Origin of the sequence: Burkholderia sp. Bp9031, from assembly GCF_003857965.1 — a bacterium.
GTDB classification, from domain to species: domain Bacteria; phylum Pseudomonadota; class Gammaproteobacteria; order Burkholderiales; family Burkholderiaceae; genus Burkholderia; species Burkholderia ambifaria_A.
The window spans coordinates 164074-177412 of the sequence record NZ_QTPW01000012.1; the positions used below are offsets into that span (position 1 = coordinate 164074).

The following is a 13339-nucleotide window of genomic DNA, read 5'->3' on the forward strand; positions in this document are numbered from 1 at the left end:
ACCGGCGCCGCTCGGTGCCGGTACGCCGACCGAGGAACCTCAACATGACGATTCACAGCTTTACCTGCATCGAAGGCCACACCGAGGGCATGCCGGTGCGCATGGTGATCGACGGCGTGCCGACGCTGCCGGGCGCGACGATGAACGCGCGCCGCGAGGATTTCGTCGCGCATCACGACTGGGTGCGCCGCGCGCTGATGCTGGAGCCGCGCGGCCACGCACACATGTCGGGCACGATCTTCTATCCGCCGGTCAACGACAACGCCGACTTCAGCCTGCTGTTCATCGAGACGTCGGGCTGCCTGCCGATGTGCGGCCACGCGACGATCGGCTCGATCGCGTTCGCGATCGAGGAACGCCTCGTCGTACCGAAGGAGCCGGGCACGGTCACGGTCGACGTGCCGGCCGGGCAGATCGTCGCGCGCTACGAGATGGACGGCGCACGCGTGAGCTCGGTGCGCTTCACCAACGTGCCGAGCTTCCTGCTCGCGCGCGACGTCGAGATCGACATTCCCGCGCTCGGCAGGCTCGCCGTCGACGTCGCATACGGCGGCAACTTCTACCCGATCGTCGAGGTCCAGCCGAACTTCCCCGGCTGCGAGCACTTCACGCCGGACGAACTGCTGGCGTGGGGCCGCGACGTGCAACGCGCGGTCAACGCGGCGCTCGACGTCGTGCACCCCGATCATCCGGCGATTCGCGGCGTGCGGCATTGCATGTGGACCGGCAAGCCGATTGCGGACGATGCACACGGGCGCGCCGTGGTGATTGCCGGCGACAGCCTCGTCGACCGTTCGCCGTGCGGCACCGGCAGCTCCGCACGCGTCGCGCAGCGCTTCGCGCGCGGCTGGCTGCAGGCCGGCGATGCGTATTGCCACGAGAGCCTGATCGGCAGCCGCTTCATCGGCCGCGTCGAATCGGTCATGCGACTCGACAGCGGGCTCGACGCGGTGCGGCCGAGCATCGAAGGACGCGCATGGGTGACCGGGCGCGCGCAGTATCGCGTCGATTCGTCCCAGCCGTACGCGCACGGCTTCAGCCTCCAGGAGTTCGTCAATTGAACGCGATTCCGCGACAACACGTGCCCGCCACCCCCGGCACCGCACGCGCGACAACGGCCGTCGTGATCGGCGGCGGGATCGTCGGCGTGTGCTGCGCGCTCTATCTGCAGCGCGACGGTCACGCCGTCACGCTGATCGATCCGGCCGCCCCGGGCGACAGCACCGCAAAATGGAGCTGCGGGCAGATGGCCGTCAGCGAGGTCATTCCGCTGTCGAAGCCCGGCATCCTGATGAAGGTGCCGCGCTGGCTGATGGACCAGAACGGGCCGCTCGCGCTGCGGCCCGGCGCACTGCCGGGCATCCTGCCGTGGTTCTTCCGGTTCGTCGCATCCGCCCGCCACGCGAAGATCGTGTCGATCGCGCAGGCGATGGCCACGCTGACGCACGAGGTCTATCCCGATTACGCGCCGCTGCTCGATGCATGCGGCGATCGCGCGCTGCTCGGCCAGCGCCCGGTGCTCGAGGTGTTCGACGATCCAGCCGGCATCGCGCACGAACAGCCGCATCTCGCGCTGCGGCAGTCGCTCGGCTTCGCCTCGCAGCGGCTGACGGCCGCGGACATCGGCGATCTCGAACCGGCGCTCGCCGGCCGGTTCCGGCACGGATTGCTGTTTCCGGACTGGCGCGCGGTCAACGATACCGAAGGCTTCATCGCGGCGCTGACGGCCAGCTTCGAAGCGCAAGGCGGACGCCGCATCCGCACGACCGCCGCACGCATCGACGAGGCGTCGGGACGCGCGAGCGGCGTAACGCTCGCGAACGGCGAGCGCGTCGCGGCCGAGCATGTCGTCGTCGCGGCCGGCACCGGTTCGCGGCAGTTCTTCGGGCAGCTCGGCGTGCGCGTGCCGCTCGAAGGCATCGCCGGCTACCAGGCGCTCGTGACCGACCCGGGCGTCGAGTTCCGCCACTCCGTCATCTACGCCGACGGCGGCTTCTGCTTCAGCCCGATGACGCGCGGGCTGCAGATCGGCGGCACCATCGAGTTCGCGGGCCGCGATGCGGCACCGAACTTCCGGCGCGCGGACATCATCCTGGAGAAGGCCCGACGGATCCTGCCCGAGCTGCAGACCGCACGCGTCGAGTACGGCGTGGGCTATCGGCCGTTCCTGCCCGACACGAAACCGGTGATCGACCGCTCGAAGCGGCTGCCGAACGTGATCATGGCATTCGGCCACGGCCAGCTCGGCCTCACGCTCGGCGCGACCACGGGCCGCCTGGTCGGCGACCTCGCGGCCGGTCGCCCGACGCGGCAGGACTTGTCGCCATTCAGCGCTTATCGCTTCGCCTGACATTCGAGACCTTTCATGCATTCTTACGAACGACTTTTCATCGACGGCCGCTGGGTGGCGCCCGTTCAGGGCCGTACCTTCGACACGCTCGACCCGAGCGACGAAACCGTGATCGCGAAAGTGGCCGCCGCTACCGCGCAGGACATCGACGCCGCGGTCAACGCCGCGCGCCGCGCGTTCGACGCAGGCCCGTGGCCGCGCATGACCGGCGCGCAGCGCGCCGCCGTGCTGCGCAAGATCGCGCAAGGCATCCGCGACCGGCTGCCCGAGCTGGCCGAGCTCGAAGTACGCGACAACGGCAAGCCGCTGCCCGAAGCGCTGTGGGATCTCGGCGATGCCGCCGGCTGCTTCGACTTCTATGCAGGACTCGCCGAACAGCTCGACAGCGGCGCCGAAACCGCAGTGCCGCTGGCGGACGAACGCTTCAGCACGGTGGTCCGGAAGGAGCCGATCGGCGTGGCCGGTGCGATCATCCCGTGGAATTTTCCGCTGCTGATGGCCGCTTGGAAGGTCGCGCCCGCGCTGGCGGCCGGCTGCACGATGGTGCTCAAGCCGTCCGAACTGACGCCGCTCACCGCGCTCGAGCTGGCCGGCATCGCCGACGCGGCCGGGCTGCCGGCCGGCGTGCTGAATGTCGTGACGGGCCTCGGCGCTGACGCCGGCGCGCCGCTCGCCGAGCATCCGGGCATCGACAAGCTCGCGTTCACCGGCAGCGTGCCGACCGGCAGCCGGATCATGCAGGCCGCCGCGCGCGACATCAAGAACGTGAGCCTCGAACTCGGCGGCAAGTCGCCGTTCATCGTGTTCGACGACAGCGATCTCGAAGCGGCGGTCGAATGGATCCTGTTCGGCATCTTCTGGAACCAGGGTGAAGTGTGTTCGGCGACGTCGCGCGTGCTCGTCGAGCGCTCGCTGTATGCGCCGCTGGTCGAGCGGCTCGCGCAGGAAGCGCGCAAGATCAGGATCGGCAACGGTCGTGACGACGGCGTGCTGCTCGGCCCGCTGGTGAGCCGCGGCCAGTACGACAAGGTGCGGGCGGCGATCGAGCGCGGCCGCGACGAAGGCGCGCGGCTCGTGACGGGCGGCGGCCGGCCCGCGCATCTCGAGCGCGGCTACTTCATCGAGCCGGCCGTGTTCGCCGACGTGCCGGAAGACAGCTGGATCTGGCGCGAGGAGATCTTCGGCCCGGTCGTCTGCGTGCGGCCGTTCGATTCGGAAGACGAAGCGGTGCGCTCGGCCAACGATTCGCGCTTCGGGCTGGCGGCGGCGGTGATGTCGGCCGACCTGCCGCGCTGCGAGCGCGTGGCACGCGCGATGCGCGCGGGTATCGTATGGATCAACTGCTCGCAGCCGACGTTCACGGAGGCGCCGTGGGGCGGTTACAAGCAGAGCGGGATCGGACGCGAACTCGGCGAGTGGGGCCTGAACAACTACCTCGAGATCAAGCAGATCACGCGCTACGACAGCGACAAGCCCTGGGCCTGGTACATCAAGTAGGAAGGTAAATCGATCATGCGCTGGAACAAAACGCTGCAGCTCGTCGACGTGCATTGCGAGGGCGAGATCGGCAAGGTCATCACCGGCGGCGTCCTCGACGTGCCGGGCAAGACCATGCTCGACAAGATGAACTACATCAACGAGACCGACGACAGCTTGCGGCGCCTGGTCGTGCTCGAACCGCGCGGCTGCCTGCAGATGTCGGTCAACCTGCTGCTGCCGCCGACGCGGCCGGAAGCGGATGCCGGCTTCATCGTGCTGCAGGCTGACAAGGCGCATCCGATGTCGGGCAGCAACTGCATCTGCGTCGTGACCGCGCTGCTCGAACTCGGGATAGTGCCGATGCAAGCGCCCGAAACCACCGTCGTGCTCGACACGCCGGCCGGTCTCGTCACCGCGCGGGCCGCCTGCCGCGACGGCCGCTGCGTCGGCGTATCGCTCGACATGGTGCCGGCGTTCGTCGAACATCTCGACGTCGACGTGCAGACGGAAGCATTCGGCACGATCAAGGCCGACATCGCATTCGGCGGCGTGTACTACGCGCTCGTCGACGTCGATCAGATCGGGCTCGCCATCGCGCCGGGCAACGCGCGGCAGCTCGCGACGCAAGGCGTGCGGCTCAAGGAGATCATCAACCGGCAGGTCGCCGTGCAGCATCCGCTGGTCCCGGAGATCAACGAGGTTGCGTACGTGATGTTCCGCAACCGGATCGACGACACGGTGTACCAGACCTGCACGACGCTGCCGCCCGGCCGCGTCGACCGCTCGCCGTGCGGGACCGGCAGCTCGGCCAATCTCGCGACGCTCGCCGCGCGCGGGCGCGTGCAGGTCGGCGACCGCCTGACGTCGCGCTCGACGATCGGCGGCGAATTCCGCATCGAGCTGCTGGGCACGACCGACGTCGGCGGGCGGCCGGCCGTGCTGCCGCGCGTCACCGGGCGCGCGTGGGTGTTCGGGTTCCAGCAGCTCGGCGTGGATCCCGACGACCCGCTGGCCGCCGGGTTCATGCTCAGCGACACGTGGGGCGACGGATTCGGGCCATCGGCACCGTCAGGCGCGTGAAGACGCGATGCTAAACTCCAGAGCGCGCCCGGCGACCCGGGCCGATTACAGGAAGGGTAGCGAGATGAGCAAAGAGGCCGTTGAAACCGAAGGTGGCGGCCGCCGGCACGGCGGGCGGTATGTGTATGAGGAATTGCGCAAGCAGATCCTGACGCTGAAGCTGAAACCGGGCGTGCAGCTCGACGAAATCTCGCTGGCCGCGCAGTTCGGGCTGTCGCGCTCGCCGGTGCGCGACGCCATTGCGCGACTGAGCAGCGAGGGCCTCGTCACGATCCTGCCGAACCGCACGACGCTCGTCACGCCGTTCGAGATCGAGGAATTCCCGAAGTACATCTCGGCGCTCGACCTGATCCAGCGCGCGGTCACGCGGCTCGCGGCCACGCAGCGCTCCGAAGCCGATCTCGCGAAGATCCGCAAGGCCGACGACGTCTACATGGCGGCCGTCGAGAGCGGCGACTTCCAGGCGATGTCGGAGACCAACAAGGCACTCCACATGGCGATCGCGCATGCCGCGAACAACCCATACTTCGTCGGCTACTACGAACGGCTGCTCGGCGAAGGGCAGCGCCTGCTTCATCTGCACTTCGATTTCACCGTGAGTTCGCCGACGGCCGCCAAGCTCGGCCGCGACCACGACGAACTGATCGACGCGATCGTGCGGCGCGATGCTGACGCCGCCGAGCGCGCCGCGCACGAGCACACGATGCTGTTCCAGAAGCGCTTCCTCGACTACATGAAGCAGAACATGACGGAATCGATGGCCGTGCTGTAACGCATCGGCAGCGGCGCACCGCAGGCCGGCGGGCACACGCCCATCCGGCTAAAATACCGGCCTGCCGCGCGTCCTGCCGCGGCCGGAGGACATTCATCATGACCGCACGTCGCGGTGCCGCGGTCGCCATCGCGCCCGGTCACGAGACAGCCAGCCTGTCGAAAGCCCAGAAGACGTTCAATACGCTCGTCGAGCACATCGAAAAGCGGCGCGCGCGTCTCGGGGCGTGGGAAGCCGTCATGCCGGCCTTCCAGAAGAAATTCGTCGACGGGCTGTTGCCGCTCGAACAGGAAGCGACCGCGCTGCGGATCAGGCTGATCCATCTGCTCGACGATGCCTTCCTGCGGAAGGGCTTGAGCAAGGCCGAGCAGCGCACGCTCTCCGACCTGATCGCCGACATGGCGCGCGACTTGCTGAACGTCAGCGACGATGCCGCGCTGATGATCATTTACAACCGGCATCGCGCATCCGGGAGCGTCGGCAGCGCCGCGGCCGATCCCGAACCGGCGAAGCCGGAATCGAAGCCGACGCCCGGCATGGAACCGGCGGACGATCTCGACGCGCTGTCGCCCGACGAACTTGCCGCGCGAATGCAGGCCGAACTCGACGCACAGTTCGAGCGCGACATGGCCGCCCACGCGGCCCGCGAGGCGCAACGCGCGAAGCGCAAGAAGGCGCCGAAGCAATCGGCTGCGCAGGCCCGGCGAGAAGCCGAGCAGGCCGAATCGAGCCGGTCGATTCGCGAGATCTATCGCAAGCTCGCGAGCGCGCTGCATCCCGATCGCGAAACCGATCCGCGGGAACAGGAACGCAAGACGGTGCTGATGCAGCGGGTCAATCACGCCTATGCGAAGGGCAACCTGCTGCAGCTGCTGGAACTGCAACTGGAGATCGAGCAGATCGACCGGCGTGCGATCGACGGGCTCGGCGAAGCGCGGCTTGCGCGCTACAACGGCATCCTGGAAGAGCAGCTTCGCGAGCTCGATCAGGAGATCCAGCACGTCGAGAACGATTTCCGCAGGACGTACGGCATCGCATCGTCCGTCAAGGTCGCGCCCGATACCGTCATCCGCATGCTCACGCGCGATATTGCCGGCATGCAGCGCAGCAACCAGGACCTCGGCGTGGCACTGCGCGAGTTCGAGGATCCGGACAAGGTCAGGGACTGGCTGAAGGACATGAAGCGCCGGCCGGCATCGTCGCGCTTCGACGACGAATCGTTTTAAGGGGCGGACCGGCAGCTAGCGGTGAACGCGCGACGCGCACGCCCCGCAGATCACCGCTGCGCGCTCATCCCGCCCATCAGCATCATCAGCTGCTCCCGCAGCCACTGACTGCCCTGATCCTGATCGGCGCTGCGATGCCAGTAGCAGAAGTATTCGAGCCCCGGCATCTCGAACGGCAGTTCGAGAATCCGGGCCGGATAGCGCTGCAGCAGCCTGAGCGGCGCCGTCAGCGCGAGATCGCCGCGCATCGCGATCAGCGGCGCGACCATGTAGTGCTGCACGCGCATCTGGATATTGCGGCGCAGCCCGAGCCGCGTCAGTTCCGCATCGACGTGCCCGCTGCCCTTGCGGCGGCTCGACACGTGGATGTGCCCCATCGACAGGTAGTCGTCCAGGGTCAGCGTGTCGCCCTTGAACGGGTGATCGTCGCGGATCATGCATGCGTAGCGGTCGCGCACGAGCAGCACCTGGTGCAGGTGCGGATCGCCGATCAGCGGTGCGTCGATCGCGATGTCGACGGAGCCGTTCGCGAGCGCGGTCGCCACTTCGCGGCGGTCCATCGTGTAGCTGCGCACGTGCATGCCCGGCGCATGCGTCTGCAGCAGCTCGCCGAGCGCGGGTAGCAGCAGCGCTTCGGTCAGGTCGCTCATGCTGAGCCGGAACACGCGCTCGGACGAGGCCGGATCGAACACGTCGCCTTCGTGCGCGCTCGAATCGAGCAGCTGCAGCGCCTCGCGCACGCGGCCGACGATGTTCTCGGCCATCGGGGTCGGCATCATCCCGGAGGGCGTGCTGACGAACAGCGGGTCGTTCAGCGTCTTGCGCAGCCGCGCCAGCGCGTTGCTGACGGCCGGCTGCGTGAGGTTCAGCACCTCGGCCGCGCGCGTCAGGTTGCGCTTGTTGTAGATCGCCTCGAATACGACGAACAGGTTCAGATCAATCTTCGAAAGGCGCATCGCCGGATCTCCAGGGGCCTGTTCCCGCTCATAACGGGCTTGCGAACGTGCCTTGCCGGTCGTAGTGCAAGGAGAGAGGAGCGCCGTTTGGCCATGCCAAACAAGCGACGATCGACGCCGCAATACGGCCGGCAAGGCACGTTCCCCTGTTTGGAAAAAGTCATTCGCGGGGCTGGCCGCCAGAAGGGCCGATCGCCGCGTCATGCTCCTTGCGAATACGTCGAGTATTCGCTTCGTCGCAATCCTTGCGCTCGGCCCTTCTGACGGCCAGCGCAAGCCCGTTATGAGCGGGAACAGGCCCCACATCTTAATACGGCGTGCGCCTCCCGTTCGCCCACGTCGCTTGCTCGCGCGACGCGATGCTCAGCCGCGCGGCGGCCGCGTCAGGTACGGCTCGGTCGAGCCGCGCACGGCGTCCTTGATCTCCATGCGCGCGATCGCCTGCAGGTGCACCTCGTCCGGACCGTCGGCGAAGCGCAGCGCGCGGCCCCAGGTCCACATGTCTGCGAGCGGCGTGTCGGGGCTCAACCCTGCTGCGCCGAACACCTGCATCGCGCGATCGCACACGTCCGTGTACACGGTCGGCACGAGCGCCTTGATCATCGAGATTTCCTTGCGCGCCGCCTTCGCGCCGACCTTGTCGATCATCCACGCGGCCTTCAACACCAGCAGCCGCGCCTGGTCGATCTCGATGCGCGAGCGCGCGATCCATTCGCCGATCGTGCCGTGCCGGTTCAGCGGCTTGCCGAACGCTTCGCGCGACTGCGCGCGGTCGATCATCAGTTCCAGCGCGAGCTCGGCCGCGCCGATCGAGCGCATGCAGTGGTGGATGCGGCCGGGCCCGAGGCGGGCCTGCGCGAGCGCGAAGCCGCTGCCTTCCTCGCCGAGCAGGTTGCGCGCCGGCACGCGCACGTTGTCGAACGTGATCTCGCAGTGCCCTTCCGGCGCGTAGTGGTTGACCACGGTGATGTTGCGCACGACCGTCACGCCCGGCGTGTCGCGCGGCACGAGGATCATGCTCTGCTGCTGGTGCGATTCCGCATCGGGATCGGTCTTGCCCATCACGATGAAGATCTTGCAGTTCGGATGCGCGGCGTTCGTGATGAACCATTTGCGGCCGTTGATCACGTAGTCGTCGCCGTCGCGCTCGATGCGCGTCGTGATGTTGGTCGCATCCGACGAAGCCACATCGGGCTCCGTCATCGCGAACGCCGACCGGATCTCGCCGCGCAGCAGCGGCAGCAGCCACTGTTCGCGCTGCTCGGGCGTCGCGAACAGGTGCAGCAGCTCCATGTTGCCGGTGTCCGGCGCGTTGCAGTTGAACACCTCCGACGCCCACGCCACGCGCCCCATGATCTCGGCGAGCGGCGCGTATTCGAGGTTCGTCAGCGCCGTCCCCGGCTCGTCGCTCTTCAGGTGCGGCAGGAACAGGTTCCACAGCCCTTCGGCCTTCGCGCGCTCCTTCAGCTCCTCCATGAATGACACGGGATACTGCCCCGCATGCACTTCCTCGTTCCACTGACGGATGCGCGGCACAATGTGCGCGTCCATGAACGCGCGCACGCGTTCGCGCAGTTCTTCCACTTTCGGGGTGTAGCCAAAGTCCATGATCGACTCCTCGAGATTCCGTTTTCCGTTCGTTCAGAAGGCCGAGACACCGCCGTCGACGGCGACGGCCTGCCCGGTCAGATAAGTGTTTTCCTTCGCGCACAGCGTGAGCATCGTCGCGACGATTTCTTCGGGTCGGCCGAGCCGCTTCATCGGCGAGCCCTGCGCGAGAAAGTCCTGGCGATCGCCGATGTCACTGTCGGTGACCATCGGCGTGGTGCTGTAGAACGGACACACCGCGTTCACGCGAATGCCATGCCGCGCGTATTCGAGCGCGGCCGTCTTCGTGAGCCCGACCACCGCGTGTTTCGACGCCGCATAGGCGGCCAGCTTCGGCGCGCCGCCAAGCCCGGCCATCGACGCGACGTTCAGGATCACGCCTTCGCGCCGCGCGAGCATCTGGCGGATCTGGTGCTTCATCCCGAAGAACACGCCCTTCGCATTCACCGCGAAGCTCAGGTCGAGATCGGCCTCGTCGGTATCGATCAGCGCCTTCAGCGGCGGGGCGATGCCCGCGTTGTTGATGCCGACGTCGAGCCGCCCGAAGCGCGCGGCCGCCGCCTGCACCAGCGCTTCGACCTCCGCTTCGATACGCACGTCGCAGCGCTGCGCGATCACGTCGGCGCCGGCCGCGCGCAGCGGCGCGGCCACGCGTTCGAGCGCGTCGCCGTTCAGGTCGCCGAGCGCGAGCCGCGCGCCCATCGCGGCCAGCTCGCTCGCGAGCAGCGCACCGAAGCCGCTCGCGGCGCCGGTGATCATCACGGCCTGCCCGTCATAGCTGTCGAGTTTCATCGCGCGCTCAGATCGTCAGGCCGCCGTCGACGACGATGCATTCGCCGTTCGTGTAGCTCGCCGCGTCCGACACGAGATACAGCACCGTGCCGGCCATCTCGCGCGGTTCCGCATGGCGGCGCAGCGGGATCTTGCCCATCCAGGTTTCGTAGATGTCCTTGTCGGCGAACAGCGCGCCCGCGAACTTCGTCTTCGTGAGGCCCGGCAGCAGCGCGTTCACGCGGATGCCGAACGGCCCGCATTCCTTCGCGAACGCCTTCGTCATGTTGACGACCGCGGCCTTCGTGATCGAATAGATGCCCTGCCGGTCGCCCGGCTGCAGCGCATTGACCGATGCAGTGTTGACGATCGCGCCGCCGCCTTGCGCCTTCATCATCTTGCCTGCCTCGACCGACATGAAGAAGTAGCCGCGGATGTTCACGTCGACGGTCTTTTCATATGCGGTGAGATCGGTATCGAGGATGTGCCCGAAGTACGGATTCGCGGCTGCGTTGTTCACGAGAATGTCGAGCCGGCCGTGCTTGCCGCGGATCGTCTCGAACGTCGCGGCGATGTCCTCCAGCCGCCCGACGTGACAGGCCAGCGCTTCCGCGCGGCCGCCCGCCGCGACGATCTCGTCGGCCACGGCCTGGCAGTCGTCGAGCTTGCGGCTCGACACGATCACGTGCGCACCCTGCTCCGCGAGCAGCTTCGCGATTTCCTCGCCGATGCCGCGGCTCGCGCCCGTCACCAGCGCGATCTTGCCCGTCAGGTCGAACAGATTCGTTGCCATGTTGCTGTGCTCCTCCATTGATGTGTTGTCGTGCCGTCGCGCGGCGCGATCGGTGCACGCGGCGCTTTCGTCGATTTCAGCGGTGCGCGTCGATCACGCCGACAGCCATTTCGGACAGCCGGCCGGTCATCGCGCCCACGCGCAGCGCCTGCTCGCTCGACGCATTGCCCTGCAGCGCGCGCGCCTTCACGCCTTGCGCGATCGCCGCGAGCCGGAAGAAACTGAACGCGAGATAGAAATGCCAGTCGCGGATCGGCTCGATCCCGCGCAGTTCGCAATAGCGCGCGACGATCGCCGCTTCGTCGGGAATGCCGAGTTCGGCACGATCCTGGCCCGCGAGCCCGCACACCTGGCCGCCCGACGGCAGCCGCAGGCACATGCAGAAGTACGCGAGATCGGCGAGCGGATTGCCGAGCGTCGACAGTTCCCAGTCGAGCACGGCCTGCACGCGATAGTCGTCGTGCGCGAACATCAGGTTGTCGATCCGGAAGTCGCCGTGCACCAGCGCGGGCCGGCCCGTGTCCTCCGGGCAGGCTTTCGGCAGCCAGTCGATCAGCGTCTCCATCGCGTCGAGGCGCTCCGTTTCCGCCGCGCGATACTGCTTCGTCCACACGCCGATCTGGCGCTCGAAGTAGTTGCCGGGACGGCCGTAGTCGGCGAGACCCACCGCGTCGACGTCCACGTCGTGCAGCGCCGCCATCGTGCGCAGCAGCGCGTCGTAGCAGATCGCCCGGTCGGCCTTCGGCAGCTCCGGCAGCGCCGGATCCCAGAAGATCCGCCCGTCCTCGAAGCTCATCACATAGAACAGGCTGCCGATCACGTCGCGGTCTTCGCAGAGGTGATACGGATGCGCGACCGGCACCGCGGTGCCCGACAGCGCGCTCAGCACGCGGAACTCGCGATCGACCGCGTGCGCGGATTTCAGCAGTTCGCCGGGCGGCTGGCGGCGCAACACGTAGCGGCCGCTCTTCGCGTGCAGCAGGAAGGTCGGGTTCGACTGGCCGCCGGCAAACTTCTCCATGTCGAGCGGGCCTTCGAAACCCGGCACGTGCGCTTCCAGATAGCGCGTGAGGCGGGCTACGTCGAGGGGCTGGGAAGGGTTCGTCATCGTCGCGATCGTTCGTAGGGTCAGCCGTAGGTGCGCCACGCATGTCGTTCGGGATCCTCGAGATGCGGGATGCCGTTGAACGACGCCAGGTGGAACGCGTCGGCGTTGAAGAAAAACTGCGAAAGACTGCTGTTGCGGATCTGCAGGTTCAGTGCGATCGCGCTCGCAGGCGGTGCGGCGAGCACCTGCTGCACGGTCACCGCGATCGGGCCGCCGGAGCTCACCGCGAGCACGCGCTGGCTGCCGCCGTGGCGGATCGCAGCGCGTGCGTCGGCGACGCGCTGCTGGAAATGCGCCCAGGTTTCGGGCGCGGTGTCGCCGAGCTTGTCGTCGGCCCACAGGTGCAGCACCTGCCGCAGCGCACGAAAATGCTCCTTCATCGAGCCGGCCGCGAGCCGCGCGATCTCCGGATAGTCGCTGGCGGCCGCCGCGAACAGCCCGTGGAAGTCGTATTCGTTCAGGCCGGGATGGCGGTCGACCGGCACGCCTTCGCGGCCCATCCCGCGCAGGATCGCGTCGACCGTCTGCGCATGCCGGTTCATCGTGCCGCAGATCACGCGGTCGAACGTCAGGCCCTGCTTTGCGAAGTACTCGCCGAGCCAGACGCCCTGCTGCTCGCCGGAAGTGGACAGCCGGTCGTAGTCGTCCGTGCCGAACGACGCCTGCCCGTGCCGTACCAGAAAGAGTTCAGCCATTGCATGTCCGCGTGAGTGATACCGAGAGCCCAGCATAGCGACGCGGGTTGCATTTTTGAAATTTATTTTCTGAATCGGACAGTATTCATTGCATGAATTCCGGGTATCCATACAACGCCCTTTCGGCGACTGTCACCCCGCCGGGTGCAGCGGCACGGGAATTGCGGCAGCCGATACCGTCATGTCGAACACGTCAAGGAGGGGTGCGATGCTCGGTACGATCCTCATCATCATTCTGATTCTGCTGCTCATCGGAGCATTTCCTTCATGGCCCCACAGCCGAAGCTGGGGCTACTGGCCGTCGGGGACCGTCGGGCTCGTCGTCATCATCGTCGTGATACTGGTGTTGCTGGGGCGCATTTGACTGGGCGGGGGGGGGGGCGGGGCCCGCGCCCCCCCCCCCCCCTGCCGGCGCCGGGGGGGCGGTTTGAAAAACCCCGCCGGGCGGGGGAGCCCCGCCGCGGCGCCCGCGGTAAACCCCGGGCCCCCGGTCGGGATAAA

General features: G+C 67.6%; 13 protein-coding genes. 7 read left to right on the plus strand and 6 right to left on the minus strand.

The features are described from left to right. The first annotated feature begins 44 nt into the window (after positions 1 to 44). The 6 genes from DIE15_RS18160 (at position 45) to DIE15_RS18185 (ending at position 6907) form a co-directional block, all read left to right on the plus strand. Positions 45 to 1061 carry a 4-hydroxyproline epimerase gene (locus tag DIE15_RS18160; RefSeq protein WP_124833991.1) on the plus strand — a complete coding sequence of 339 codons (1017 nt, stop codon included), beginning with the start codon at positions 45 to 47 and terminating at the stop codon, positions 1059 to 1061. Between the two features lie 5 nt (positions 1062 to 1066). Further along, entirely contained in the window at positions 1067 to 2350 is a 1284-nt protein-coding gene (locus DIE15_RS18165) for an NAD(P)/FAD-dependent oxidoreductase (protein WP_409364304.1), read from the plus strand. 15 nt (positions 2351 to 2365) lie between these two features. Continuing rightward, the gene (locus tag DIE15_RS18170) at positions 2366 to 3847 is read left to right on the plus strand and encodes an aldehyde dehydrogenase family protein (RefSeq protein ID WP_124833993.1); all 1482 of its coding nucleotides are present in this window, start codon (positions 2366 to 2368) and stop codon (positions 3845 to 3847) included. Between the two features lie 15 nt (positions 3848 to 3862). Next, positions 3863 to 4909 carry a proline racemase family protein gene (locus tag DIE15_RS18175; RefSeq protein WP_124833994.1) on the plus strand — a complete coding sequence of 349 codons (1047 nt, stop codon included), beginning with the start codon at positions 3863 to 3865 and terminating at the stop codon, positions 4907 to 4909. A 64-nt stretch (positions 4910 to 4973) separates the two neighbouring features. Continuing rightward, positions 4974 to 5681: a GntR family transcriptional regulator gene (locus DIE15_RS18180; RefSeq protein WP_175825974.1), complete on the plus strand. Its 708-nt coding sequence runs from the start codon at positions 4974 to 4976 to the stop codon at positions 5679 to 5681. Positions 5682 to 5779: 98 nt separating this feature from the next. Then, positions 5780 to 6907 carry a J domain-containing protein gene (locus DIE15_RS18185; RefSeq protein WP_057926269.1) on the plus strand — a complete coding sequence of 376 codons (1128 nt, stop codon included), beginning with the start codon at positions 5780 to 5782 and terminating at the stop codon, positions 6905 to 6907. A gap of 50 nt (positions 6908 to 6957) precedes the next feature. On the opposite strand, the gene DIE15_RS18190 is transcribed toward DIE15_RS18185, so the two are convergent. The 6 genes from DIE15_RS18190 to DIE15_RS18215 all read right to left on the minus strand — a co-directional run bounded on the left by DIE15_RS18190 (position 6958) and on the right by DIE15_RS18215 (position 12838). Further along, positions 6958 to 7863 carry a LysR family transcriptional regulator gene (locus tag DIE15_RS18190; RefSeq protein ID WP_124833995.1) on the minus strand — a complete coding sequence of 302 codons (906 nt, stop codon included), beginning with the start codon at positions 7861 to 7863 and terminating at the stop codon, positions 6958 to 6960. A gap of 363 nt (positions 7864 to 8226) precedes the next feature. After that, positions 8227 to 9471 carry an acyl-CoA dehydrogenase family protein gene (locus DIE15_RS18195; protein WP_124833996.1) on the minus strand — a complete coding sequence of 415 codons (1245 nt, stop codon included), beginning with the start codon at positions 9469 to 9471 and terminating at the stop codon, positions 8227 to 8229. Positions 9472 to 9504: 33 nt separating this feature from the next. Continuing rightward, entirely contained in the window at positions 9505 to 10263 is a 759-nt protein-coding gene (locus DIE15_RS18200) for an SDR family NAD(P)-dependent oxidoreductase (protein ID WP_124833997.1), read from the minus strand. A gap of 7 nt (positions 10264 to 10270) precedes the next feature. Continuing rightward, positions 10271 to 11035: an SDR family oxidoreductase gene (locus tag DIE15_RS18205; protein WP_057926436.1), complete on the minus strand. Its 765-nt coding sequence runs from the start codon at positions 11033 to 11035 to the stop codon at positions 10271 to 10273. 76 nt (positions 11036 to 11111) lie between these two features. Next, positions 11112 to 12143, minus strand: coding sequence for a phosphotransferase (locus tag DIE15_RS18210; RefSeq protein ID WP_124833998.1), 1032 nt, complete (start codon positions 12141 to 12143; stop codon positions 11112 to 11114). Positions 12144 to 12163: 20 nt separating this feature from the next. Beyond that, positions 12164 to 12838: a histidine phosphatase family protein gene (locus DIE15_RS18215; RefSeq protein WP_057926264.1), complete on the minus strand. Its 675-nt coding sequence runs from the start codon at positions 12836 to 12838 to the stop codon at positions 12164 to 12166. Positions 12839 to 13046: 208 nt separating this feature from the next. Here DIE15_RS18215 and DIE15_RS18220 point away from each other — a divergent pair, with 208 nt between their 5' ends. After that, positions 13047 to 13202: a DUF3309 family protein gene (locus tag DIE15_RS18220; RefSeq protein ID WP_071290498.1), complete on the plus strand. Its 156-nt coding sequence runs from the start codon at positions 13047 to 13049 to the stop codon at positions 13200 to 13202. Positions 13203 to 13339 lie beyond the last annotated feature (137 nt).

Coding starts and splice junctions, on each gene's coding strand:
- DIE15_RS18190 (WP_124833995.1), bottom strand. CDS start 7,863: ATGCGCCTTTCGAAGATTGATCTGAACCTGTTCGTCGTATTCGAGGCG.
- DIE15_RS18205 (WP_057926436.1), bottom strand. CDS start 11,035: ATGGCAACGAATCTGTTCGACCTGACGGGCAAGATCGCGCTGGTGACG.
- DIE15_RS18175 (WP_124833994.1), top strand. CDS start 3,863: ATGCGCTGGAACAAAACGCTGCAGCTCGTCGACGTGCATTGCGAGGGC.
- DIE15_RS18210 (WP_124833998.1), bottom strand. CDS start 12,143: ATGACGAACCCTTCCCAGCCCCTCGACGTAGCCCGCCTCACGCGCTAT.
- DIE15_RS18160 (WP_124833991.1), top strand. CDS start 45: ATGACGATTCACAGCTTTACCTGCATCGAAGGCCACACCGAGGGCATG.
- DIE15_RS18200 (WP_124833997.1), bottom strand. CDS start 10,263: ATGAAACTCGACAGCTATGACGGGCAGGCCGTGATGATCACCGGCGCC.
- DIE15_RS18170 (WP_124833993.1), top strand. CDS start 2,366: ATGCATTCTTACGAACGACTTTTCATCGACGGCCGCTGGGTGGCGCCC.
- DIE15_RS18220 (WP_071290498.1), top strand. CDS start 13,047: ATGCTCGGTACGATCCTCATCATCATTCTGATTCTGCTGCTCATCGGA.
- DIE15_RS18180 (WP_175825974.1), top strand. CDS start 4,974: ATGAGCAAAGAGGCCGTTGAAACCGAAGGTGGCGGCCGCCGGCACGGC.
- DIE15_RS18195 (WP_124833996.1), bottom strand. CDS start 9,471: ATGGACTTTGGCTACACCCCGAAAGTGGAAGAACTGCGCGAACGCGTG.
- DIE15_RS18215 (WP_057926264.1), bottom strand. CDS start 12,838: ATGGCTGAACTCTTTCTGGTACGGCACGGGCAGGCGTCGTTCGGCACG.
- DIE15_RS18185 (WP_057926269.1), top strand. CDS start 5,780: ATGACCGCACGTCGCGGTGCCGCGGTCGCCATCGCGCCCGGTCACGAG.